Below are 25,712 nucleotides of genomic sequence, written 5' to 3'. Positions count from 1 at the left end.
TTATGAATCCAAAATCAGCAGAAATCGAAAGAGAGAACCCAATTATTGTGGGACTCGATATTGGTACAACCAAGATTTGCGTTACAGTTGGAAGACGTAGTGGCGGAAATAAAATAGAGCTTTTAGGCGTTGGTAAAGCAGATTCGGCAGGAGTAAGCCGAGGTGTGGTCGCGAACATTCAAAAAACGGTGAGCAGCATTCTTGAAGCGGTTGAAATAGCCGAAAATCAATCAAATGTTGATATCAAAGTGGTGAATGTTGGTATTGCTGGCCAACATATCAAAAGTATTCAACATCGTGGTATTTTTACCAAGACTGATAGCGATGATGAAGTTACAAGAAAAGATATTGAACGTCTTATTTCGGATATGTATAAATTAGTGTTGCCTCCTGGAGAAGAAATTATCCATGTGTTGCCGCAGGAATTTACGATCGATAATGAGCCGGGTATTCGAGAACCGATCGGTATGGCAGGACGTCGCATTGAAGCGAATTTCCATATTATTTCGGGACGTGTTACGGATATTCGAAATATTAAAAGATGTATTGATAATTCAAATTTAGAGGTTTCAGAATTAATTCTTGAACCTTTGGCATCATCTGAAGCTGTATTGGATGATGACGAAAAAAATGCTGGTGTTGTTTTAGTTGATATTGGAGGAGGTACTACAGACGTAGCGATTTTCCATGAAGGAATCATTCGTCACACTGCTGTAATTCCTTTAGGAGGGAATATCGTGACGGAAGATATTCGTCAAGGTTGTTCTGTATTGAGAAGTCAAGCTGAGTTGTTAAAAACACGATTCGGATCTGCATTAGCTGATGAAAATAAGGAAAACGAAGTAATTTGTGTTCCCGGATTAAAAGGTCGTGAACCTAAAGAGATTTCAGTAAAAAATCTTGCATACATTATTCAAGCACGTATGGAGGAGATTATTGAACATGTGTACTATGAGATCAAATCTTCTGGTTATGAAAATAAACTGATCGGTGGAATCGTTATTACTGGAGGTGGTGCCCAATTGAAACATTTGGTACAACTTGTTGAATATATCACTGGCATTGATTGCCGTATCGGTTTTCCTAATGAATACTTGGCAAAAAATGAAGTTTTGCCAAAGGCTTTGTATGAAGAATTGAAAAGTCCATTATATGCTACCAGCATAGGTTTGTTGATGAAGGGTATTCAGGCGCACGAGGATGAAGTAGAGACCAGAAGAGCGCCTAAAGTTGTAAAGAAGGATGTTGAGTCTGTGAAAGAGGTCGGCGAGCAACAACAGAAGGAGCATGGTTTGCTAACATGGTTCAAAAAATTAATGAAGGATGGCAATGAAATTGATGATGCCACTTTCTTGGATAAAAAATAGTTTTCAACACTTTATGTTTTTTTCCACATTTTAAACATTTGTGGAAAAAAATTGTTGAAAATATGTTATTATTACATTACGAATATTGAGTTTAGGTGAAGTTTGTACTGAAGTCATTATGAGTTAAATAGGGATAAGTTATGTCAATACAGTTTGAAATGTTAAAAGAACAATCATCAATAATTAAGGTTATTGGGGTTGGTGGTGGTGGCGGTAATGCCGTTAACCACATGTATAAACAAGGAATTAGTGGGGTAGATTTCATCGTGTGTAATACCGATGCTCAAGCTTTGGAGTTAAGTCCAATACCTAATAAAGTACAATTGGGTATGAGTTTGACAGAAGGTATGGGTGCTGGTGCAGATCCTGATGTAGGTGAAAATTCAGCTATCGAAAGTATTGACGATATCAAACGTATGTTAGGTACTAATACCAAAATGCTGTTTATTACTGCAGGAATGGGTGGTGGTACTGGTACTGGAGCTAGTCCTGTATTGGCAAAAGCAGCTAAGGAATTAGGTATTTTGACTGTTGCGATTATTACAACTCCCTTTACTTTCGAAGGTAAACGTCGCCGTTCGCAAGCCGAAGAAGGTTTATCTGAATTGCGTAAATATGTAGATTCGTATTTAGTGATCTCTAACGATCGTTTGAGAGAGATTTTTGGGAATCTTACCATGACAGCAGCTTTTGCAAAAGCTGATGATATTTTAACAACTGCCGCAAAAGGTATCGCTGAGATCATTACTATCCCTGGTTATGTAAACGTCGATTTTAAAGATGTGCGCACAGTGATGAATGATAGTGGTGTTGCCATTATGGGTAATGCTGTTGCTGAAGGTGAAGACCGAGCTATTAAAGCAGTTGAAGGAGCTCTTGCTTCTCCGCTATTAAAAGATAATGAAATTGAAGGTGCCCGTTATATCTTACTGAATATTACTTCTGGTTTAAAGGAAGTAACTATGGATGAGGTTGCTATTATTACTGATTATATTCAAGAGAAAGCTGGTCTTTCTGCAGATTTAATCTGGGGTAATTGTATTGATGAAAACTTTGGCGAGGAACTATCTGTAACAATTATTGCGACAGGATTCCAGACTTCTGAGGAAAGAGATATTGAACGCGAAAATACGAAAGTTACGATGCCTTTAACGGCTGCAGAACAAGTAGCATCTTTTGTTAAACCGGTTAATCAATTTGTACAGAAGGAAGTTACGAATACACCTCTTGTTAATCCTGTGCAAACAAATCCAGAAAACGTTTCAGCTCCTATCCCGACTAACGATTTGTTTTCTGCACCTAAAAATGCTGTTCAACAACAGGTGGCTGTTGAAGGGAATTCGATTATTCGTCATGAATTAAATTTTGAAGAAGTGGTCGAAGAAGAGGCTTCGTCAGCAAATCAGGGAAATGATTTCCAATTAAAAACTTCTCCTTCTGTATTTCAATTTCAGATGCCTACGGTATTTGACGATTATACTGCTGGATCTGTTTCTCCGCAAGAGGAGCAGGCAAATAATTTCTCTGCTTCTGTTAATAATAAAGCTGAGATAGAACAGGTGGAAGAGGAGCAAGTTTCTTTTGAAGATCAATTGGTACGTACAAAAGAACGTATTTTGAGATTGAAGGAGTTGAGTATGAAATTAAAATCTTCAAATGGTCTTCAGGAATTGGAAAATGAGCCAGCTTACAAAAGAAAGCAAATGTCATTAGATGATACGCCGCATTCTTCACAATCTCAGGTTTCCAGATTTACACTGTCTTTTGAAGATGGAAATACAGAAATTAGACCCAATAATTCTTTTTTACATGACAATGTAGATTAGTTTAATTTTGCATAAATAATATGAAAGCTATCTCGTGTGAGATAGCTTTTTTTTGTATCTTTAATTTTTACCATTTATATAGAAATACATTATATTTATGAAATAGCAATGTTGTAAAAACTCTAAAAAAGAGCATATACATGGTTATTTCATAGAACCGATAAAAACAAGTAGTATAGATATGAATCGCAAATTGAATAATCCAATATGGGTGATGAGTTCAGCATTTGACAAGCTGGATTTACCTGAATTAATAGATAAAACAAAAGAAGTCGGAGCTTCAGGTATTGATTTATGTGTGTTTAGAAAAGATGGCACACGTCAGGATCATACGGCAACACATCTTAATTATGAAGGTTTTACAGCGGAGGATGCAAAACGCACAATAGAAGTTTTCAATCAGGCCGCTTTACATCTGTCTTTGGGGGCTTTTGAGAATATGATCGGTGGAGAAGAAGGTGAACGGGTTAAAAATCAGAATCATTTATTAAAACTTATTCGGATTGCGCATTTACTCGGAGGAGATGCCAATAATGTAAAAGTGGGGACTTTTGTTGGTTATAATCACGATCTTGGTAATCAGATAGATGGCTTTCAGAAAAATCTAGATGAGTACAAACGTGTTTTTGCACCAATTATTAAATATGCTGAAGATTTAGGAGTAACGGTATTGTATGAAAACTGTCCTATGGAGGGCTGGAGATCGTCGCGTTATAGCAGTACTTATAATAATTTGCCAGCAGTATTGGCCGCACGAAAATTGATGTATGAAATGATACCAAGTAAAGCACATGGTGAAATCTATGATCCATCACATGATGTCTGGCAAAATACAGATCCAGTATCTGTTATCAATGCTATGGATATTGAGCGGTTACACCGTATTCATATCAAGACTACACGCAATTTAAGTACACAAGCGCGCACGGACTGGGGCGGTATGTATCCAATGCAGCATGTTGATGCTGACCTTGCTAAGGCTGCTAATATTGCAATTCCAGCACATGATTGGGATAGACATCATTACGAAGCCATGCTTCCTGGATTTGGAGGGTCAGATAGCATGGACTGGAGAGCATTTGTTGATACTTTGCAAAACCGCGCTTTTACCGGAGTTTTTGAAATAGAAAACGAAGCTAAAAATTCAAAAGATACAGGGGTTATGTCTGCTATTTTACAGGGCTTTAGTACCTGTGTTAATTTCTTTGCACCAATGCTATGGGAACTGGATGAGAAGAGCGGGTATTCATATAAAAATGAACGTGACTTACAGATCGTACACGGAAAAGATATTCCTGTTGTAACAATTGATCAGTTGTCTTAAAAAAAAATAGAATTCACTCTGCAAACTAGTTTGCAGAGTGAATTCTAAATATTTCAATGAGCTCTGGAATATTAGAGACATTTAATTTTTCAAATATTCTGCTTTTGTAAGTACTTACAGTTGACGGGCTAAGATCTAAGCTCGTAGAGACTTCAATGATACCCAATCCCTGCATTAAATACTTTGCAACATCTACTTCTCTGTTTGAAAGTCGGGAAAGCGGATTCATCGTGTTTATCTTAGCTTTGGTTTGAGTTAGCTTCTTAACATAAAGGTCTTTTACTTCATCCGACATGTATTTTCCTCTTTCTTTTATTGTTAATATTGCATTACTAAGCTCTGCCATAGCCGTGCTTTTATTGACAAATCCGGCAGCGCCAGCTTCAATATATCTTAAAGCATAAAGAGATTCATCATAAGAAGAGAATACCAGTATTTTGATGGACGGTTGTATTTCTAGAATTTCTTTTACTACTCTAATATTATTTCCTCCAGGCATATTGATATCGAGTAAAAGTAGATCAAAATCTTCTTTTTCCAACAATGTTAGAACCTCACTATAATCCTGAGCCTGTGTAATGATACAGGATGGCATAGTTTCTTTTATAATGACAGATGCTCCTAATCGAACAATACTATGGTCGTCGGCAATTAATATTTTTTTCATGAGCGATATTTAGGAAATATTATTTTGCGAATTGTGTTGTTTAAAAATAAACAAAAATACTGAATTCGAAATAATAAATGCGTGTAAATATAGTCAAAGATTAGTTCTTTTCTGTTTATTTTATTTCTCGCTACTTTGTGTTGTAAATTGGCTAACGATATTTTACCGTAAATATTAATATTTTTGTGTCAGTTTTATTGAAATAAGTTTATATTTAGGTAGAGAATTACAATAATTGCAATATTAAACATTTATTTTATGGGAATTTTGAAAGAGTTTAAAGAATTTGCTATGCGCGGTAGCGTAGTTGATTTAGCAGTCGGTGTTATTATCGGTGGTGCATTTGGAAAAATTGTAACGTCATTGGTAGATGATATCATCATGCCACCAATTGGTTATTTGACAGGAGGTGTTGATTTTTCAGAAATTAAATATGTACTTAAAGCTGCAGATGAGGTTGCAAAAAAGCCAGAAGTAGCGATTAATTTAGGAAACTTTATTAATGTCGTGATCCAATTTCTAATTGTTGCATTTTGTATTTTTATGGTGATTAAAGCCTTAAATTCGATGAAACGTAAGGAAGATAAAGCTCCTGAAGTGGCACCTGCTCCAACAAAAGAAGAAACACTTTTAACAGAAATCAGAGATTTACTGAAAAATAAGTAATCATATACTTTGGTAAAAAATTAGATGAAGAATAGGGTATTCTTCATCTGTTTTTTTATGGAATATTTCGATATTTTGGAGAAGTTGCATTTATTGTTTGTTATTCTCTAAAATATATTTTACTTTTGCATTCCTCTTTAGGGAGTTTTATTAATAGAATCAAAACATAATTTAGCATATTAAGCGTCATGAAAAGAACATTTCAGCCATCGCAAAGAAAAAGAAGAAACAAGCACGGATTCAGAGATCGCATGAGTTCTGCAAATGGTAGAAGAATTTTAGCTTCTCGTAGAGCAAAAGGTAGAAAACGCCTTACAGTTTCTGACGAAGGTCGTCACAAAGGTTAATATTTTTGCGTAGCTGGTGGCCAGGAGGCTCGTGTAATGACATGGCCGACTTTTCAGTCATCGATTATGATTAAAAATACATTTAAGAAAGAAGAACGTTTATGTAGTGTCAAGTTGATTGATACGCTGTTTCATAAAGGTTCTTCTTTTGTTTGTTATCCCTACCGTGTTGTCTTCTATGCTCCAAGAGAAGACGATCATCTCATCATGGAAAATTCTTCATCACAGGTCATATTAGCGGTTTCTAAACGCCGGTTCAAACGTGCTGTTGATCGTAATCTGATGAAGCGCCGTATGAGAGAATGTTTTCGTTTACAAAAAAATGAAGGCTTAACACCATTTTTAGAAGAACATCAATTACCTTTGTTATTCACAATACAATACGTAGGTAAAGGTCTGTTAGCATATGATTTTCTGTATAGTCATATGGAAAAAGCTTTGGTAAAATTAAAGAATGAATGTTCTAAACTATATTTGGCAAAAGATTATCAAGCGGATATTTAGTCTGTTATTTTTAGCTATTATCCGGTTTTATCAGATTTTTATTTCTCCCTTTTTGGGAGCTAACTGTCGTTATACACCAACCTGTTCACAGTATGGTTATCAAGCCATTCAAAAATATGGTCCCTTTAAAGGAGGATGGCTTGCTATAAAACGTATTTTAAGTTGTAATCCCTGGGGTGGCCATGGTCACGATCCTGTTCCTTAATATTTTTTATTTTTTTGTATGCATACTTATATTTTACAAATCGAGACTTCTACTTCTATGTGTTCAGTCGCTTTGGTTGAATCGGGAATTGTTCGTCAGCACGAAAGTGTCAATGAACCTAATGTTCACGCCTCACAGCTAACTTTGCTTATACAGGCTTTGTTGGATCAGGAGAATATAGGTTTTAAAGATTTGTCAGCAATTGCGGTGAGTATGGGGCCAGGTTCTTACACCGGCTTAAGGATCGGAGTTTCTACCGCTAAGGGTTTGTGCTATGCCCTGGATATACCTTTGATCGCTGTCAATACGCTAGATGCTATTTATTCGGGTTTTCGTGCGAATGAAGGGAAATCACTATCGTACGATCTTTATATCCCGATGTTAGACGCGAGAAGGATGGAGGTGTACTGTGCTTCATTTGATGATACAGGAAGATCGGTAGTAACTACTCAAGCTTTGATTATCGATGCCACAAGTTTTGATCAATTTATAGTACAATACGCTCGTATTTGTTTATTTGGTCCGGGAGCGGATAAATTAAAAGATGTATTTAGTACTGGACAAGGTGTAGATATTATTGAGGAAGTACAGACGAACGCGACTGATATGAGCAAAATTGCTTTCGATAAGTATCAAGCTAAAGATTTTGAAGATGTTGCTTACTTCGAACCCTATTATTTAAAAGATTTTGTTGCAACCACTGCAAAGAAAAGACTTGGTTTATAACCAGCCTTTTCTTTTGAACCAGTAATAGATTGCTAGCGATATTCCGAGCATAATAATAATTGCTACAGGATATCCATAGTACCATTCTAGTTCAGGCATGTTTTTGAAATTCATACCGTAAACGCCAGCGACAAAAGTAATCGGCATAAAAAACACGGAAAAAATGGTTAAAATACGCATGATTTCGTTCGTGTGATTGGAGGAAATATTAAAATAGATATTGAGGAGCTGACTTGTGTTCTCTGAAAGATTGTCGTACAGCGTATTGGCTCTCAAATATAGATCTTTTAAATCTCGGCTGTAGACATTGCGTTTTTGATTAGCATGAAAGTGCTCTACAATTTCTTTGTACAATATGATAACCTTCCTGACAACATCAATCTGTCTTTTAATAAAATAGACATGTTTGAGGACTAGCTTTTTTTGACGTGTCAGAAAAACGCTTTCTTCATATTCATCCAATTTAGTAGATATTTTGGGCAGTATTTTTTCAAAAGAGGCGAGCGCCGCCGTGCTCAGGTAATTAGCTAAATGTTTACTGTCTTTTAATTTTGGAGATCTAAAATCCAAAAGTTTCATTTTATGAATGAATTCTACATTTTTCTTATGAAGTGTAATGACGAAGTCTGCACCATAGAAAATAGTTAAACGGTCTGTTATTTCACCAATATTGTCGGAGTTATCCTTAAATGTTGCAGATACCATCCTTAGGATAATAAAAGTATAGTTGTCAAACTCTTCTATTTTTGGAAGATGTTCAGGTTCTAAAGAATCTTTAATAGATGCCTGATTGAGGTTATATTTTTCTTTCAAAATTTCGAGATCCGTTACACTTGGCTCGAATACATCGACCCATTCATAACTAGCTTGCTCTTTACTTACTATAGTGGATATCATAAATTAATCGGATTTTAGGTTAATATACCGAAGAGATTTTCAAAAAGCAAATTGTTGTTAAATAAGAAAGCCGCTCATGAGCGGCTTTCTTATTTAACTATTTTAGAAATGTTATTTCTTTTCTTTTTTATATTCTTCATTTAATTGTTTCACTACTTCATTCGTGATTTCCAATTTTGAATCAGCATATAATACAGTCGGATTTGATTTTGAATATGTCAGTACAAGAGTGTAACCATTATCACTTGCATGTTTCTTCAAAAATTCGGTAATTTTATTGTAGACATTGTTAAATTCAGCAGATTCGTCTTGTTGTATTGAAGCAGATGCATTTTGATCTAAACGGCTTAATTCGTCTTGTTTACGTGCTAATTTTTCTTCTGTTGCTTGTCTTTCTGCAGCACTTAAATTAGGTGCTTTTTGTTGGTATTCTGCAACTTCACGTTGAAAAGCTTGACTTTTTGCCTGAAGATCTGTTTGTGCTTTTTTAACTTTTGCTTCTAATTTACTTCTAATGTCCTTAAAGTACTCATATTTTTGAGATAAAGAATCTGAATTGATGTATACAATTTTCTCAACTTTTGTTGAAGAAGTGTTTGCTGAAGTAGAATCTTTGGAAGTTGTAGCACCAGTACTTTTTCCCTCTTGGTTACAAGAAATAGCGGCTACTGATATTGCTACGCCTAAAGTTACCTTTGATAATGTTGAAAATATATTACTCATTGTTTATTTGATTACACGTTTTAATAAGAACAAACCTACTATAAAAAAATTACATTTAGGATTTTCGACTGCTAAAATATAAAATAATTATGGAATAATAGCGCATTAAATTGCTTGTTATCACTTCTCGTTGACTTGTTAAAGTGGTTAAAATTTCGTATTTTTGATTACAAGTATTTAATTAGTTTCAATGAGCGAAGAAAACAAAAATGCATCATCCTATTCAGCCGATAATATCCAAGTTTTAGAGGGATTAGAGGCTGTACGTAAACGTCCTTCCATGTATATTGGAGACACAGGGGTTAAAGGTTTGCACCATTTGGTATATGAGGTCGTCGATAACTCTATCGATGAAGCCGTTGCAGGTTATTGTACAGATATTTTTGTCACTATCCATAAAGACAATTCTATTTCCGTAAAGGATAACGGACGTGGTATTCCAACAGGTATCAATAAAAAGGAGAATAAATCGGCACTGGAAATTGTAATGACTGTATTACATGCTGGTGGTAAATTTGATAAGGATACGTATAAGGTATCAGGTGGTCTTCACGGGGTGGGGGTTTCCTGTGTAAATGCTTTATCTATTCATTTGTCCGCAGTTGTTCACCGTGATGGTAAAGTTTTTCAGCAAGAGTATGAAAAGGGAAAACCTTTGTATACTGTGAAGGAAATTGGTGAATCTGATGCTACGGGTACTATTGTTACGTTTACTCCCGATAGTGAAATTTTCACAACGACTACGACTTATAACTATGATACATTAGCGAGTCGTCTTCGTGAGTTATCTTTCTTGAATAAAGGAATAACTTTATCTTTGACAGATGAGCGAGAAACTTTGGAAGATGGTAATTTACGTCAAGATGTGTTTTTATCTGAAGGTGGTTTACAAGAATTTGTTCAGTTTTTAGATAGTAACCGTCACCCGATCATACCACATCCGATTTATGTGGAGGGTATCAAACAAGGTATTCCAGTTGAATTGGCTTTACAGTATAACGAGACCTATACTGAAAATGTGCATTCATATGTCAATAACATTAATACCATTGAAGGTGGTTCACATGTTGCTGGTTTTCGTCGTGGTTTGACCCGTACATTAAAGGCATATGCTGATAGATCAGGTTTATTGAAAAATTTGAAGGTAGAAATTACTGGAGATGATTTTCGTGAAGGCTTAACTGCAGTTATTTCAGTGAAAGTTGCGGAGCCACAGTTTGAGGGACAGACAAAAACCAAACTGGGTAACTCCGAAGTAATGGGTGCTGTTGATGTTGCGGTAGGGGAGATTTTAAATATCTATTTAGAAGAGAATCCTCGCGAAGCAAAAGCAATCGTACAAAAGGTTGTTATCGCAGCTCAGGCTCGTGCCGCGGCTCGTAAAGCTCGTGATCTTGTACAAAGGAAAACTGTAATGGGTGGTTCTGGTTTACCTGGTAAGCTCGCAGATTGTCAAGATAATGATCCTACAAAATGTGAAATTTACTTTGTGGAGGGAGATTCGGCAGGTGGAACAGCAAAATCAGGACGTGATCGTAAATATCAAGCGATTATGCCACTTCGTGGTAAAATTCTAAACGTAGAAAAAGCAATGGAACATAAGATCTATGAAAATGAAGAGATCAAAAATATGTTTACTGCCCTAGGTGTTAGTTTAGGTACCCCAGATGATCCTAAAGCATTAAACTTAGATAAATTACGTTACCATCGTATCATTATCATGACCGATGCGGACGTCGATGGTTCTCACATCACAACTTTAATTCTAACGTTCTACTTTAGATACATGAAAGAATTGATTGAGAAGGGATACATTTACATCGCTACTCCACCATTATATTTGGTTAAAAAAGGTAAAGATCATCAATACGCTTGGACTGAAGATCAACGCTTAAATGCTATTCAGCAATTGAAAGGTGGAGGTAAAGAAGACAGCGTACATGTACAACGTTATAAAGGTCTTGGAGAAATGAACGCTGAACAACTATGGGATACAACAATGAATCCAGAGACGCGTACATTAAGACAAGTGAACATAGAAAATGCGGCTGAATGTGATCGTATATTCTCAATGTTAATGGGTGATGAGGTTGCACCCCGTCGTGAGTTTATTGAGCGCAATTCACGTTACGCTAAGATCGATATTTAATTATTTTAGATTTTAATCTTTGAAAGGTCTAACTACTCAGGTAGTTAGACCTTTTTTTTTTGAATTAGAAAAATCTATATTTTTTGTCTAATTAGGTTAATAACTGTAACTTATATATGGTATTGGTATTTTCGTTGTACTTAAATTAAGTTTTTTCGTCGATTTTAGGTTAACGATTAGCTCTCTGCTAAAGCGTGTTCTATGATCCGTTGATAATCTTCTTCAACCATATAATACGTATTAGTTTGCTGTAATTAAAGATTAATGATGCTGATTGATAAAAATTATGATTTACTGCGCCTATCTTATTTAGGTGATTATTTTTGCTTTTACCCTAAGTGAGAATGCGATAATGCTATAAAAAAACCTCTCCTGGTTTTTAATTGTAGCAACCGTTATAGCTTCTTTTAAAGAATTAATTGATGCATTCGTTACAATATTTCTTTAGGTAACATAATTATTACTTATTGTAATAGTCGTGTTCCGATATGTGAAATAATATGAAATTAAACTTTTTATTATCTATATATCAAATTTATGATTCTTATTTTTTTAAGTAATAAGTTTTTGAGACTTAAACTTTACCTATTAATTTGGATCTTGTTAGGTAGCGCTATTGCAACATATGGTCAAGAGTATAATGAATTGACTTTTGATCAGTTACTTGAACAACTATTGGAAGAATTAGAGGAGGATGTCGATGCGAGCGAAATTTCAGAGAGATGGTCATATTACCTGAAAAATCCGATTGATTTAAATAAAACAGACGGACGTGAATTAAACGATTTATTATTTTTAAGTGTTATTCAGATCGAAAGCCTGTTGGCACACAGAAAAGAATCCGGTGATTTTATTTCTAAACAGGAGTTACAAAGTATAATCGGGTTTGATTTGCGTACAGTTCAGTATTTACTTCCTTTTGTTACTGTTTCAGGTGATATGCATTACAGAGATTTTACAGTTAAGAATTTCTTAAAATCGAAGCAAGAAGTTATGTTACGATATGGACGTTTATTGCAACGTGCCAAAGGATATTCGATTACTGATACAGCCAGGTCGCGGTACATTGGGGATCCGAATCGATATACTGTACGTTATAGGCTCAATTATAATGATAAGATTCGGCTTGCTATTAATATGGATAAAGATGCCGGGGAGTTATTCTTCAGAGACAAGCAACAATATGGTTTTGATTTTTATGGTGCGAGTCTATCAATTAGAGATCTTGGGAAAGTAAAACATGTAGTCATTGGAGATTTTGCCTTACAAATTGGCCAAGGCTTAACCATGTGGAATGGATTGAGTTTCGGTAAAGGAAGCATGATCGAAAGTTCTGCTAGGCAGGGGATAGGTTTAAGACAGTACACATCTTTGAATGAAGCAAATTTTTTAAGAGGTGTAGCAGGTTCTTTGTCTTTAGGTAAATTTGAATTTACACCTTATATTTCTTATCGAAAGATTGATGGCAGTATGGAAAAGGTGAATGATGATTGGGTGATATCTACTTTGTCCACTTCAGGTCTTCATCGTACCCCAACAGAACAGCGATATCGTAATGCGATCGGACAACTGGTTTATGGAGGTAACTTACTTTACAGCAAAAATAGATTTAAGATAGGTGGAAATTTTGTTGCTACCCATCTAGAAGGTGTTAAACTTTTGGGCAAAGCTCTTGAAAATAAATATGATTTTGAGGGTAATTTACTTCGAAATGCTAGCCTTTATTATAATTACACTTATCGTAATTCTTATTTTTTTGGAGAGATTGCTACGAGTTTTGATGAAGGATATGCTTGGTTAACGGGAATTATGACCAGTATAACTCCAAAGTTTTCCACAGTTCTTTTATATCGTGATTATCAAAAGAACTATCATAGTTTCTTTGCCCAGTCAATGGGAGAAAATAGCAGTACTAAGAATGAAAAAGGACTCTATACAGGTCTTGTTTTTCATCCCTCTCGAAAAATTCAATGGACCGCTTATCTGGATGTTTTTAAGTTCCCTTGGTTGCGATACCGCGTATTGGCACCTTCTTCAGGGTATGATATTATGTCCCAATTCTCTTATATCTGGTATAAGAAGGGCCAGATATCAGTGCGCTTCCGATACCGTGTGAAAGAAGAAAATACTTCAGCTTCAAAAAATGAAAAGGTTTTCTTGGCAACAGTTAATAAATACCAACTGAGATTTGAATACAAATATAAATTAAGTAATATCTGGAGCATTCGTAGTAGGCTCGAAGGTATTCAATATCTGAAAGAGTCCGAACAAAAAGAATTTGGGTGGATGGCCTATCAGGATCTGTTTTTTAACCCCAAAAGTAGTAAAATAGCAACAAATATACGTTTAGCTTATTTTCATACTGATAGTTATAATACCCGGATTTATGCTTTTGAAAATGATGTCCTATATGCTTCTTCCTTTCCACTGTATTATCAAAAAGGTTGGCGAATGTATAATAATATACGTTACAGAATATATCGAAATATTGATTTGTGGACTAAAATATCAGCTTTCTATTATCCTGAACTTGAAAAAATAGGTTCGGGTTTAGATGAAATTCAGGGAAATATCAAATCAGAAGTTAAAGTACAGCTAAGACTCCAATTTTAATGAAGACGAATTTTGAAGAACAGTTGAAAAAGCTTCCATTTCTTAAAATTGTCTTGTTTTATGGTATTGGAATAGTTATTGCCAATTTTTTTGAGCCTAGCAAAAGCATGTTTAATTTGATACAAATACTGCTTGTTTTTAGCTTTTTATCGCATCTCGTATTTTTCTTTTATACTCCCCGTTTAGGAATTTTATCTATTGTAAATAGCTACATTATTTTGATTTTTTTCGGAATTTGGAATATCTGGAGAACGCATGTTCAGGTGGATATTAACCATTTTCTCATTGGTTCGAGTGATCAATATATTGCGATGGTGGATGAAGAACCGTTTTTTTACAATAATTCAGTCCGATTTTCTGTAACCCTATTAGCAAAACGTATCGATTCAACATTTCAAAAGGCGACAGGTCGGCTCATGGTGACGTTGCCTTTTGATCAAAATGATTCTCCTATAAAATATGGTGATGAGATGGTTTTAAAAAATAAGGTGAAACCCATCCCAAAGCCACTTAATCCATTGGAGTTCAATTATAGAGATTATTTAAAAAATCAAGGTATCGATGGCCAGATTTATTTGAAGTCAAAGGAGTATAAAATCATTCGTCATCATCAAGGTTTTGGTATTAAAGCCCAAGCTTTAAAATTAAGGAAGGAGCTAGTCAGTAAATTTAGAAAATATCTGAAAGATGAGGATTCTTTTCAAATTGCAGTGGCATTGATTGTTGGTTATAGAGCAGTGATGTCACAAGATATCGTGCAGACTTTTAGTAATACAGGTACTATTCATGTGCTGAGTGTTTCAGGTATGCATGTTGGAATAGTCTTTATTGTTTTGATGTGGTTGCTAGCCAGGGTAAGTGGTAATCATACTCTAAATCTTTTAAGAATTGTTATGTTGCTTTGTGCGATCTGGAGTTATACCATCTTAACGGGAATGGCACCTTCCATATTACGCGCAGCGATCATGTTGAGTTTTTTTCTTATTGCTAGATCAATGCAGCGGGAAGGCAATATGCTCAATACAATGGCATCTTCTGCATTCCTACTTTTATTATTGCAGCCCAATATATTATTTGATATTGGGTTTCAGTTGTCTTACTTTGCTGTTTTAGGAATTGTTTTATTTTTTCCACTGTTTAAACGTCTATCTATTTTTGAAAGTAATCGCTTCAGTCGCATCATATGGGATAGCGTCGCTATTTCTTTGAGTGCTCAAATTATGACAGCACCGTTTTCATTGTTTTATTTTGGACAGTTCCCAAATTATTTTTTAATTGCGAACTTACTTGTTGTTTTACCTGTTACGCTCATTATGTATATCGGGATGGCGATGATGTTCATGCCTGTTGATGTTATCAATGTTTGGTTAGGGTATGCTATGGATTGGCTTATTCAGAAAATGTTTTTCACATTGGAGTTTTTGGATCAATTACCTTTTGCAACATGGACTGGAATTGTCCTTTCTCCAACTTTAGTTTTGATCAGTTTAGTTTTCTTGTTCAGTTGTAGTTACGCATTTTATTGGAAAAATAAGTTTGCTCTATACATGAGTGTATGTTTTCTATTGATTGGCCTTAGCACTTTCAGCTATTTACAGTATTTGCAGTTTAATTATACAGGATTTCGCATTTACAGTACCAGAAAAGAGATTGCACTTGCTTTTATACAAAAGAATAACATCACCATGGTTAGTTCTTTCAATTCTTTAGATGCCAGAAATTTGGTTTATAGTGTAAAAAGGGATTTGTCACGTTTCTCTAATTGGGAAGATATTAATTTTCTTCCATTGATATCATATGATTCTGTAAGGACAAATTACCTTATTCAGAAACCCAATTTAACAATCCAAATTATGGAGCATTCTTTACTAAGTCATCGCTCTACAGATATTTTACTTGTCAGAAAAAATAGTAAATGGAATTTTATCGAAAATGTAAGAATTATAAAACCTAAGCTTGTGCTGTTTGATGGAACGAATAGCGATTTCAATATTCAGATGTGGAGACAGCAACTTGATGATATGGGGGTGGCGCATTATACCATAAAAAATAATTTTGCGTATGTTTGGGACAAGGAGTTATTATGAGTGTAGATAGCATCAGCATATTAAAACAGTATTGGGGACATGATGAGTTTCGACCTCTTCAGGAGGAAATCATCCAATCTGTACTGGATAAGAAAGATACCCTAGCTTTATTGCCTACAGGTGGCGGTAAATCAATCTGTTTCCAGGTTCCGGCAATGATACTTCCGGGTATCTGTATTGTCGTGACGCCTTTAATCGCTTTGATGAAAGATCAGGTAAAACATCTCAAGGATATCGGTATCGAAGCTGTTGCTATTTATTCGGGTCTTAAACCACGAGAAGTCGATATTATATTGGACAATTGTATTTTTGGCCATATAAAATTTCTTTATTTATCTCCCGAACGTTTGTATAGTGAATTGGTACAGGAACGTATCAAACATATGCCTGTCAATCTCTATGCAATCGATGAGGCCCATTGTATTTCACAATGGGGTTATGATTTTCGACCTTCTTACCTTCAGTTGTCTAAACTGAGGGAGATACATCCAGATATTCCTTTTCTTGCTTTAACTGCAACAGCTACCACGTCTGTAATTGCAGATATTCAGGATAAATTAGCCTTTAAAAAGAAGAACGTATTTGTTAAAAGTTTCTTGCGTGATAATCTCGGATATATGGCGCTGGAAGAAGAAAATAAATCGGGACGGATGCTTCGTGTCATTCAAAAGCTGGGAGGCTCAGGTGTCGTCTATGTGCGAAATAGAAGAGAGACTCAAGAGATTGCACGTTTCTTAGTAAACAATGGGATCTCCGCGGATTTTTATCATGCTGGTTTGATAGGAAAAGACCGTGATGATAAGCAAGAAGCTTGGATGCAAAATAGAACACGCGTTATTGTTGCGACCAATGCCTTTGGGATGGGAATTGACAAATCGGATGTCCGGTTTGTTATTCACTTGGATATCCCTGAATCTTTAGAAGCTTATTATCAAGAAGCAGGAAGAGCGGGCAGGGATGGAAAAAAGGCTTATCCTGTTATGTTATATCAGCAGGAAGATAAGAATCGTCTTTTAAAAAATTTAGAACTGAGTTTTCCAACCGTCGCCTTCATTCAACAAGTCTATCATTACCTATGTAATCACTTTCAAATTCCTTATGGTGCAGGGGAGGGAGTTGTATTTGATTTTGATGTAGTCTCCTTTATAAAAAAATATAAACTTGAAACAATTCCTACTTTAAGTGCCCTCAAGTTTTTAGAAAAGGATGGCTGGTTGACGCTTTCTGAAGCTGTCTTTATTCCTTCTCGATTTAAATTTGAAGTGAACCATCAAGAGCTCTACAAAATTCAAGTTCAATATGAGCGTTATGATAAACTTATAAAGGCTATATTACGATCGTATGGAGGAGTATTTGATGATTATATTTCCATAAATGAATATGAGTTTGCAAAAAAGTTAGGTGTTTCTTATGAGCAAATTGTAAGTTTGATCAACGCCTTGGTTAAAATGGAAATTGCGAGTTATATTCCTCCAACAGATAGTCCACAGCTATCTTTTCTGCAGGACCGTGTTGATTATAAGAATCTGTATGTAGACCATGTTTTCATTAGAGAAAGACAACGTGTAAAGACTGTCCAGATCGAGGCGATGCTCAATTATATTGAGCATTCACAATGTCGTAGTCAGTCACTACTCCATTATTTTGGTGAACAGAATACACTATTTTGTCAGGTATGTGATCTGTGCCTAATTCGTAATCATCGTGTGAAATTGCATCATAATATAAAATTGGAGATAGAACGCATTTTATTGAACGAAGCTCAAACGATACATGATCTTATTGAAAGGATCTCTCTTGGTGATGATGAAATAAAATTGGAAGTAGTGAGAAATTTAATAGATCATCATAAGATTATGGTCGTAGATGATCGGTATATCTGGAATACCAATATCTAGTTTAAAATTCAAATTTATTTACTTTTTCACTGGCTTCTAAATATAATGGTAGCGCCGCAGATCCGTACCATAACGTGATTTCGGAGATTAATAAACCAGCTTTAATGGCAGGATCAGTAGCCAATAGTGCTTCTGCTTCTTTGATAGTTTTAACATTTAATATAAAGATACCGCGATAATCTCTTTCATTTTTCCCAAATGGACCAGCTACAATTAGTTTTTTCTCTTTTGCAAGGCGTTGAATATTTTTCATATGTCCATCAAAAAGTCGATTGACAGAATCTTTATCGGTTATTTTTGTCGCGCCCGTTTTTAGAAGCACGAAACTATAATACTTCATTCCATAATTGTCAGCTCCTAATGAATCTGCTAATAAATGGTCATATTTAGCATTAGTCTTTTGTGCATAAGAACGAGATAGCGTACCTAATATCAATAATCCAAGGTAAAGTATATTTTTCATCTATTTTTTATATTTATCATATAAACCTTTTCCACTTAATATAATAGGTTTAATTTTTTCTAGACGGTTTACTTTTGTTTTATCTTGTTTTGCTTCATGAATATACTCATAATATTCATTCTTTTTTGCAGCACTGAGATTCTCAAAATTCCTTTTTAATTGCGGGTCGTTCTTTAATGCTTCTTCAAATAATGCGGGAATGGATAAATATTCTTTTTTCCCTGGAATGAGTTTTAATCCCTTTTCTTCAATATTAATGGCCTGCTGTATATATTGTCTGAGTAGAGATTTATCAATTTGACTTTGATCTGTAAATTTCCATTGACGCAGGTTTTTCGTTTTTTCTCCCTGTGTTGCTGTTAAAACTGCTGCCGGATCTACCAGGTGCGATCCGTTAAAAAACCAAAGTGCAAAATGATCTTTAAATCCAGCAAATGAAATAACATTTTTTTGTTGGTACGTGAATACGGGACCACCCCATTTTGTTGTTTCTTCAAGTGGGAACTTTTCAATTATGCTGCGTAGGATTAATAATTCTTCCCGCCATTTGCTTTGCTTATCCATAAATTTGTAATAACTAGTTGGAAATAGGTAAATTGAGTCCTTCCTGTCCCCACTCGGACCAAGAACCGTCATATACTTTGATGTTTTTATTACCAAGCAAATGACTGGCAAAAGCTAGGATCGATGCTGTAATACCTGATCCACAGGTGAAGATCTGTTCATTGCTGTTATTAAATGATTTAAACAATTTTTGCAATTCTTCTTTTGAATCGTAGCTGTTTCCTTCGAGAACAAGATCAAATGGAAGATTATGAGAATTGGGAATATGCCCTCCTCTTAATCCTGCTCTGGGTTCTGGAGCTGAGGCAATAAATCTTCCTTGACTACGAGCATCAATAATGCTTGTTTCACTATTATCATAATGAGCTAAAACGTAATCTTTATCTGCATACCATTTTGAATTAAAATGAGCTTTGGCATTACCTCTTTGTTGTGATTTTATGTGATGGTTTACTAAGGGAAGATGTTGTTCTTTCCATGCTGGAATTCCACCTTCAAGTATATAAACTTGATCAAATCCCATAACCTTAAACATCCACCAAGCTCTAGGACTTGAATATATACCCCAACGGTCATATAGTATAATGATGCTATCTTGATTGATACCAAGTTCCTGAATTCCATTTGTGAAGGTTTCCTGGGAAACAAGTGTGTGTGGTAGCGAGTTGTTTTTATCTGAAAAGGTATTTTCGATATCAAAAAAGAGCGAGTTGCCTATTACTTCTAAGTTCGTACCCTTTAGCGATTGACCTACTTTGTCAATTGTACAATCTAATAATACAATTTTGGAATTGTTTAATTCACTACTAAGCTGTGCAGGAGTGATTAGTGAAGAGGGAAAGTACATGGGTTATTTCATTTACGTTATGTAAATTTAATCATGTTTTTGTTATAAACAAAAAAAGCCCTAGCTAAATGCTAGGGCTTAATATGATCGAGTTGATGTTAAAAACTATTTAGCGTTTTTCTCATCACCTTCCATTTGCTCTTTCAATTGTGCAAGAACGTCTAAGTCACCTAATGTAGATTTCTCAACTGAATCTTTTACTTTTTTAACAGCATTGTTTGCTACTTTAGCTTCTTTTTTACGAGCATTGAATTCTTCAACACGTGCTTCAGCTCTTTCATCTTCCCAGATACGAGAGTGAGAAATTACTAGACGTTTGTTTTCTTTGTTGAATTCAATGATTTTGAATGAAGCAACTTCGTCAACTTTAAGTGCAGAGTTATCTTCTTTTACAGAGTGTTTAGATGGACAGAATCCTTCAACACCATATTGTAAAGCAACGATATCACCTTTGTCACCAACTTTCAACACAGTACCTTCATGAACTGAATCAATTGTGAAGATTGTCTCGAAAGTATCCCAAGGGTTTTCTTCTAATTGTTTGTGACCTAAAGATAATTTTCTGTTTTCTTCATCTAATTCTAAAACAACAACGTCTAATTTTTCACCAACTTTAGTGAACTCGTTAGGGTGGTTGATTTTTTTAGACCAAGATAGATCAGAAATATGGATTAAACCGTCGATACCTTCTTCTAATTCTACGAACACACCGAAGTTAGTCATGTTTTTAACTACTGCAGTTTGTTTAGAACCAACTGGGTAACGCTCAACAATGTTTTTCCAAGGATCTGGAGTTAATTGTTTGATACCTAGGCTCATTTTACGCTCTTCGCGATCTAAAGTTAAGATCTCAGCTTCGATTTCATCGCTTACTTTTAAGAACTCTTGTGGAGAACGTAAGTTTTGAGACCAAGACATTTCAGAAACGTGAATTAAACCTTCAACACCCGGGATGATTTCTAGGAAAGCACCGTAATCAGCAACTGTTACGATTTTACCTTTTACTTTAGAACCAACAGCTAAGTCTTTATCTAAAGATTCCCAAGGATGCTCAGAAAGTTGTTTCAAGCCTAAAGCGATACGTTTTTTCTCATCATCAAAATCTAAAACAACTACGTTAATAGTTTGATCTAATGATAATACCTCTTTTGGATGCTCGATACGACCCCATGAAATATCAGTAATGTGAAGTAAACCATCAACACCACCTAAATCGATGAACACACCGAAGTCTGTGATATTTTTAACAGTACCTTCTAATACTTGACCTTTTTCTAATTTAGATACGATTTCAGATTTTTGGTTCTCTAAATCGTTTTCAATTAATACTTTGTGTGATACGACAACGTTTTTAAATTCGTGGTTGATTTTAACAACTTTGAATTCCATTGTTTTACCTACGTAGATATCGTAATCACGGATAGGTTTAATATCGATTTGAGATCCAGGTAAGAATGCTTCAACACCTTTGATATCAACGATAAGACCACCTTTAGTACGACTTTTAACAAAACCGTTAATGATAGCATCATTTTCCAATGCTTCATTGATAGCTTCCCAAGATTTTTGAGTTTTAGCACGTTTGCGAGATAATACTAATTGTCCATTAGCATCTTCTTGCGACTCTACGAAAACGTCAACTACGTCACCAACTGCCAATTCTGGTAAGTCACGGAATTCAGATAATGAAACCAAACCATCAGATTTGAAACCAACATTCAAGACAACGTCTTTATTGTTGATAGAAACAACAGTACCTTCGATAATTTCACCTTGATTGATTTGGTTGAAAGTACCTGCGTATTGTTCTTCTAATTTAGCGCGCTCAGCATCGCTGTAATTTCCGAAACCTTTATCACTAGCATCCCAGTCGAATTCGCCTTCTGGAGTGATCCATGTGTTAGATTTGATTTCTTCGATTAGTTTTGAATCAGCCTCTGATTCAATTTTTTCTGTGTCTTTCACCACTCTGGTGTCAGCGCCTTGTAGCTCCGCGTTTTTCGCTGCTAACTCTTTTTCTACTTCTTGTTTTTTTGCCATTAATTATTTTTTCTCCTTTTCCCCACATTGTAGGGACTGCAAAAATACGAAAAACTTTTATTAACAAGTATTTATATCTATTTTTTTTTAAATTGTTATCCACATTTATTCAATTACTAGCAGTTTTGAACAAAATTGACTGTTAAAACATAATTGGATTACGACTCTTCCACATGGAATTGGGGCATATGTTCCTAATAATTGTTCTAATCTGGCAGTGGTTGTAGGGCGTAAATTACTTCGATTTGGTTGTACAGGTACATTTGAGAAATTATTGAGCAGTATGATCGAATTGTAACGTAAAAAATAGGGGCTATGAATTTTATTGATTTTGAGGGAGATAGGGATTGTGCTTTTTTTTCTGGTAGCCGATATTTAAAAGCAGAATTAATAAGAAGATTGGACAGCTGTTCCGATTTACAGTGTAATAAACTAATTTTAAAAAAATAGACGATTTCTCAAGCCGAACTATAAATTTTCGTTATTTGCTCTGAATGAATTGTAGGATTTTGGCCTTACGATTTTAATACTTTGTTTGGACAGAGCAATGGCCGCATTTAGTTCGTAACCTATTAGTAATATTAATGTATTGAGATACATCCAGATCATGATGACAATTAAAGTTCCAATAGATCCATATAGCTTATTGTACGTGCCAAAATGGTTGATATAGAATGCGAATCCGGAGAAAGTTAGAATAGCTAAAATAGTAGCTAAAGTTGCTCCAGGGCTAAATATTTTCCAGCGACGGGAAGAGGTTGGTGCAAATTTATAAAGGCAGCTTACAGTAAAGAAATATATACCGAATATTACGAACCAACGAGCTGCCTTTATGACAAAGGCCCAGAAACTATTGGTTATAGCAATACTATCTTTTAGATAATTAACAACAATGCCAGCATAAGTAAATATAGTCATTCCTATGGTTAAAGCTGTTATGATCAAAAAAGCGAGTCCAAGCGCAATCATTCTACGTTTTACCCACGTACGTTTTTCAGCAATAAGAGAGGCTTTATTGAAAGCTCGCATCATGGAGGCCATTCCATTGGTAGCAAAGTAAGCTGCCAATATAAAACCGAAAGATAAAAGTCCTCCATTCTGATTTTTAATAATGTCTTCTAATGTAGTCTCCACTACTTCATAAGCATTATGTGGAATGACTACTTCCAAAAAATCTAAAAGTTGTTCTTGAAAATTGTCTATTGGTATATAAGGGATCAATGTAAATAGAAAGATGATCCCCGGAAAAATAGCCAGCATGAAACTATAAGAAAGTGATGATGCTTTGCTTAAAATAGAGTCACGAGATATTTCTTGAAAAAAGAATATGGCTACAGTATAGAGCGGCAAGGATCCAAATCCAGGTAAAATCACTCCTTTACTCCATTCAATAACTTGATTGTAAGGTTTTAATTTCAATAAGTATTGATGAATATTGGACATGTTTATTCAAAGTATTGCGCCATTTTTTCAAGAAAAATGGCGGGTGGCATTGTGGGTTTGTTCTTACTGATATCAACAAATACAAGTGTTGTTTCACCTGTATTTAGGAGCTCTTCTTTTTCATTGAACAGTTCATATTCAAAAACTATTCTTACTGCAGGTTTTTTTCTGATTGTGGTTTTAATCGTTATTAAATCATCGTACCGTGCAGGTTTAATGTATTTACATTTCATCTCCATAACCGGTAGCATAACACCCATCACCTCCAGTTCACGGTATGATATTCCAGTGCTTCGTAGCATTTCGGTTCGAGCTATTTCGTAGAATGCAGCATAGTTTCCATAGTACACATAACCCATTTGATCGGTTTCTGCATACCGTACACGTGTTTGATATTCGAATTGAAACATACTATTTTTTGATATTTCGTTCGTCTAATGCTTTTTGAAATTTGCGGGCGTTTATTTGATGTTCAGCGACATTAGTAGCAAAAGCATGGTATCCAGAAAAGTCTTCTTTAGCACACATATAAATATAGTCGTGATGCTTATAATTTAATACAGCATCTATGGCAACAATACTAGGCATCATAATAGGACCTGGAGGAAGACCTTTATAGATATAGGTGTTATATGGATTATCGGTTCTTAAATGTTTATTCAATACACGTCGGATAGTAAAATCTTGAGTGGCAAAAATCACTGTCGGATCAGCCTGTAAAAGCATTCCTTTTTTTAATCTGTTGAGATATAACCCAGCGATAGCGGGCATCTCGTCTTTGTGAAGTGCTTCACCTTTAACGATGGCAGCAAGGGAACTAACTTCTTGTGGTGTCAGGTTGATTGCTTTTGCTTTTGCTAAGCGATCTTTTGTCCAGAATTTTTCCCATTCATCATGAAAACGTGCAAATAATTTTTCGGGCGCAGTATTCCAATAAAGTTCATATGTATTTGGAATAAACATTGCAATGAAATTATCTTTAGTAAAACCGTATGACTTTGCTAGATTCTCATCATTTAATAGTTTTAAGAACGTGATAGAGTCAGCCTCGAAATTTTCTGCAAGTTTACCTGCAAAGTTTTCCTTTAAGCGGATATTTTCGAATCTAAATTTAACAGCATCTTGATAGCCTCCTCTCAAATTACCGATAAATCTTCTGTTGTTCATACCTGGAGTCAAAGCATAACGACCAGGCTTAACACTCTCTGTATAATTCTGATATTTGGCAGCGCGATCAAAACTATTTGGATCTTCCAATATTTTTTGATCTTTTATTTTTTGTAATACTTGTGGATAAGTATCACCTGTATTGATATACAGGTATTTTTGATTATCTGTAACATTTGATGCTAGGAAAGTGGTGTAAGCTGTCCAGCCGAAATATCCTCCAATAATAAAGATTAGGAGTGCAATGATTTTTAACCAATTTGGTATTCTCTTTTTATTTTCCATATTTATGGATTTGTTTTTTGTTTTTGCGTTGAAGAAGGAGCTGTTACTGGTGGAGTAGCAGGGACAGTATTGGACAACGTAAGATCCACTTTAGATCCTATGCTAGTGATCCCGGTCTCTAAGCCAGGAAACTGTGTGATAACACGGGCTGTACTGGTGTCTGAAACACCAATGTCGTAAGTCACCGTACCCAGAGCTAATCCTATACCCTGTAGTGCAAATTTTGCCTCCGTAACTGTTAATCCCGATAAATCCGGTATTTGAACTTCATTTGCGCCCTGACCATTACCCAATATTAAATCAATTTTAGATCCTTTTGGAATCATTCTTCCATCACGGATAGATTGCCCTGCAAATTGGGCATCTAAAACAATATCTCTTGCTATGTCTGCAATATAAGTTGTATCACCTATACGTAAATTATGATTTTTTAGTATAGAAGATGCTTCAATTAATGTTTTATCCTTGATTTTTGGAAACGCAATTTCTGGTGCTACCTGTGTAATAATAGTTAAGTAGATGGTACGTCCGCTTTTTACATGAAATTTAGCTTCGGGATCTTGTTCAATCACTAGACCTGGTTTAGCATCCATTTGATAAACGGAATCAATTTGATATTCCAAGTTCGCATTTTCTAATGCTGAGATAGCAGCATTAATATGTAAGCCTTTTACTTGTGGAACTTCTATCGATTCATCGTGTTTGGTATATACTTTTAAACCAAGATAGATGAATAGGAAAATTGCTAAAACAAATCCAATAGCGATTAGAATGTTGTTTCTAAACGTATTCGTTTTTAAATACTGTAATATTTTTGACATTTATATTTCTTTAAAAAATCATTTTATCGTATATTTTCTAAGCAAGATTAAAGCCACTATTTTTGTTCAATATCTGCCCTTTT

General features: G+C 35.1%; 23 protein-coding genes. 12 read left to right on the top strand and 11 right to left on the bottom strand.

Annotation, left to right across the window (positions count from 1 at the left end; genetic code table 11):
• Positions 1 to 2 precede the first annotated feature (2 nt).
• The 3 genes from ftsA to EDF66_RS19950 all read left to right on the top strand — a co-directional run bounded on the left by ftsA (position 3) and on the right by EDF66_RS19950 (position 4,517).
• Positions 3 to 1,367, top strand: a complete 1,365-nt coding sequence (gene ftsA / locus EDF66_RS19960) for a cell division protein FtsA (protein ID WP_132844597.1) — start codon at positions 3 to 5, stop codon at positions 1,365 to 1,367.
• A gap of 140 nt (positions 1,368 to 1,507) precedes the next feature.
• Positions 1,508 to 3,193 carry a cell division protein FtsZ gene (gene ftsZ / locus EDF66_RS19955; protein WP_132772143.1) on the top strand — a complete coding sequence of 562 codons (1,686 nt, stop codon included), beginning with the start codon at positions 1,508 to 1,510 and terminating at the stop codon, positions 3,191 to 3,193.
• A 181-nt stretch (positions 3,194 to 3,374) separates the two neighbouring features.
• Positions 3,375 to 4,517, top strand: a complete 1,143-nt coding sequence (locus EDF66_RS19950) for a sugar phosphate isomerase/epimerase family protein (RefSeq protein ID WP_132844595.1) — start codon at positions 3,375 to 3,377, stop codon at positions 4,515 to 4,517.
• A 25-nt stretch (positions 4,518 to 4,542) separates the two neighbouring features.
• On the opposite strand, the gene EDF66_RS19945 is transcribed toward EDF66_RS19950, so the two are convergent.
• Positions 4,543 to 5,184 (bottom strand): response regulator transcription factor, encoded by a 642-nt coding sequence (locus EDF66_RS19945; protein ID WP_132772144.1) that lies wholly within the window; start codon positions 5,182 to 5,184, stop codon positions 4,543 to 4,545.
• 258 nt (positions 5,185 to 5,442) lie between these two features.
• Between EDF66_RS19945 and mscL the strand changes: the two genes are divergently transcribed.
• From mscL to tsaB, 5 genes are all read left to right on the top strand, one after another.
• Positions 5,443 to 5,850: a large-conductance mechanosensitive channel protein MscL gene (mscL, locus tag EDF66_RS19940; protein WP_021190117.1), complete on the top strand. Its 408-nt coding sequence runs from the start codon at positions 5,443 to 5,445 to the stop codon at positions 5,848 to 5,850.
• Between the two features lie 188 nt (positions 5,851 to 6,038).
• Positions 6,039 to 6,197, top strand: coding sequence for a 50S ribosomal protein L34 (gene rpmH, locus EDF66_RS19935; RefSeq protein WP_045753170.1), 159 nt, complete (start codon positions 6,039 to 6,041; stop codon positions 6,195 to 6,197).
• Between the two features lie 36 nt (positions 6,198 to 6,233).
• Positions 6,234 to 6,701 (top strand): ribonuclease P protein component, encoded by a 468-nt coding sequence (locus EDF66_RS19930; protein WP_021190118.1) that lies wholly within the window; start codon positions 6,234 to 6,236, stop codon positions 6,699 to 6,701.
• Complete coding sequence (gene yidD, locus EDF66_RS19925) at positions 6,652 to 6,906, top strand: membrane protein insertion efficiency factor YidD (RefSeq protein WP_132772145.1); 255 nt, start codon at positions 6,652 to 6,654, stop codon at positions 6,904 to 6,906. Before EDF66_RS19930 ends, yidD begins: the two co-directional genes overlap by 50 nt.
• A gap of 18 nt (positions 6,907 to 6,924) precedes the next feature.
• Positions 6,925 to 7,632 (top strand): tRNA (adenosine(37)-N6)-threonylcarbamoyltransferase complex dimerization subunit type 1 TsaB, encoded by a 708-nt coding sequence (gene tsaB, locus EDF66_RS19920; protein ID WP_132844593.1) that lies wholly within the window; start codon positions 6,925 to 6,927, stop codon positions 7,630 to 7,632.
• On the opposite strand, the gene EDF66_RS19915 is transcribed toward tsaB, so the two are convergent.
• Positions 7,627 to 8,529, bottom strand: coding sequence for a CorA family divalent cation transporter (locus EDF66_RS19915; RefSeq protein WP_132772147.1), 903 nt, complete (start codon positions 8,527 to 8,529; stop codon positions 7,627 to 7,629). The two genes, tsaB and EDF66_RS19915, sit on opposite strands and share 6 nt — an antisense overlap.
• A gap of 111 nt (positions 8,530 to 8,640) precedes the next feature.
• Positions 8,641 to 9,252: an OmpH family outer membrane protein gene (locus tag EDF66_RS19910; protein WP_021190122.1), complete on the bottom strand. Its 612-nt coding sequence runs from the start codon at positions 9,250 to 9,252 to the stop codon at positions 8,641 to 8,643.
• 190 nt (positions 9,253 to 9,442) lie between these two features.
• On the opposite strand from EDF66_RS19910, the gene gyrB reads away from it, so the two are divergent.
• The 4 genes from gyrB (at position 9,443) to EDF66_RS19890 (ending at position 17,999) form a co-directional block, all read left to right on the top strand.
• Positions 9,443 to 11,401: a DNA topoisomerase (ATP-hydrolyzing) subunit B gene (gene gyrB, locus EDF66_RS19905; protein WP_132844591.1), complete on the top strand. Its 1,959-nt coding sequence runs from the start codon at positions 9,443 to 9,445 to the stop codon at positions 11,399 to 11,401.
• Positions 11,402 to 11,968: 567 nt separating this feature from the next.
• A complete protein-coding gene (locus tag EDF66_RS19900) occupies positions 11,969 to 14,014 on the top strand; it encodes a helix-hairpin-helix domain-containing protein (RefSeq protein ID WP_165902475.1) in 2,046 nt (681 codons plus the stop codon).
• Positions 14,014 to 16,101, top strand: coding sequence for a ComEC/Rec2 family competence protein (locus EDF66_RS19895; RefSeq protein ID WP_132844587.1), 2,088 nt, complete (start codon positions 14,014 to 14,016; stop codon positions 16,099 to 16,101). The genes EDF66_RS19900 and EDF66_RS19895 overlap by 1 nt, the downstream gene beginning before the upstream one ends.
• Positions 16,098 to 17,999 (top strand): ATP-dependent DNA helicase RecQ, encoded by a 1,902-nt coding sequence (locus tag EDF66_RS19890; protein ID WP_132844585.1) that lies wholly within the window; start codon positions 16,098 to 16,100, stop codon positions 17,997 to 17,999. Before EDF66_RS19895 ends, EDF66_RS19890 begins: the two co-directional genes overlap by 4 nt.
• Before the next feature lies 1 nt (position 18,000).
• Here EDF66_RS19890 and EDF66_RS19885 read toward each other — a convergent pair whose 3' ends face one another.
• The 8 genes from EDF66_RS19885 to EDF66_RS19850 form a co-directional block, all read right to left on the bottom strand.
• Positions 18,001 to 18,462 (bottom strand): YciI family protein, encoded by a 462-nt coding sequence (locus EDF66_RS19885; RefSeq protein WP_132844583.1) that lies wholly within the window; start codon positions 18,460 to 18,462, stop codon positions 18,001 to 18,003.
• The gene (locus EDF66_RS19880; RefSeq protein ID WP_132844581.1) at positions 18,463 to 19,026 is read right to left on the bottom strand and encodes a YdeI/OmpD-associated family protein; all 564 of its coding nucleotides are present in this window, start codon (positions 19,024 to 19,026) and stop codon (positions 18,463 to 18,465) included. It lies immediately after the preceding gene.
• A 13-nt stretch (positions 19,027 to 19,039) separates the two neighbouring features.
• Positions 19,040 to 19,873 carry a sulfurtransferase gene (locus EDF66_RS19875; RefSeq protein ID WP_132844579.1) on the bottom strand — a complete coding sequence of 278 codons (834 nt, stop codon included), beginning with the start codon at positions 19,871 to 19,873 and terminating at the stop codon, positions 19,040 to 19,042.
• Between the two features lie 105 nt (positions 19,874 to 19,978).
• On the bottom strand, positions 19,979 to 21,913 hold the full coding sequence (gene rpsA / locus EDF66_RS19870; RefSeq protein WP_132844577.1) for a 30S ribosomal protein S1: 1,935 nt from the start codon (positions 21,911 to 21,913) through the stop codon (positions 19,979 to 19,981).
• A 468-nt stretch (positions 21,914 to 22,381) separates the two neighbouring features.
• A complete protein-coding gene (locus EDF66_RS19865) occupies positions 22,382 to 23,356 on the bottom strand; it encodes a YihY/virulence factor BrkB family protein (RefSeq protein ID WP_132844576.1) in 975 nt (324 codons plus the stop codon).
• Between the two features lie 2 nt (positions 23,357 to 23,358).
• The gene (locus EDF66_RS19860) at positions 23,359 to 23,766 is read right to left on the bottom strand and encodes an acyl-CoA thioesterase (RefSeq protein ID WP_132844574.1); all 408 of its coding nucleotides are present in this window, start codon (positions 23,764 to 23,766) and stop codon (positions 23,359 to 23,361) included.
• 1 nt (position 23,767) lies between these two features.
• Positions 23,768 to 24,808, bottom strand: a complete 1,041-nt coding sequence (mltG, locus tag EDF66_RS19855; protein WP_132844572.1) for an endolytic transglycosylase MltG — start codon at positions 24,806 to 24,808, stop codon at positions 23,768 to 23,770.
• A 2-nt stretch (positions 24,809 to 24,810) separates the two neighbouring features.
• Positions 24,811 to 25,629, bottom strand: a complete 819-nt coding sequence (locus EDF66_RS19850) for a PASTA domain-containing protein (RefSeq protein WP_132844570.1) — start codon at positions 25,627 to 25,629, stop codon at positions 24,811 to 24,813.
• Positions 25,630 to 25,712 lie beyond the last annotated feature (83 nt).

The sequence above is a fragment of the Sphingobacterium sp. JUb20 genome (genome assembly GCF_004342035.1).
GTDB lineage: Bacteria > Bacteroidota > Bacteroidia > Sphingobacteriales > Sphingobacteriaceae > Sphingobacterium > Sphingobacterium anhuiense.
Note: the sequence above shows the minus strand (reverse complement) of the source record. Positions and strands in the feature narration are given on the sequence as shown.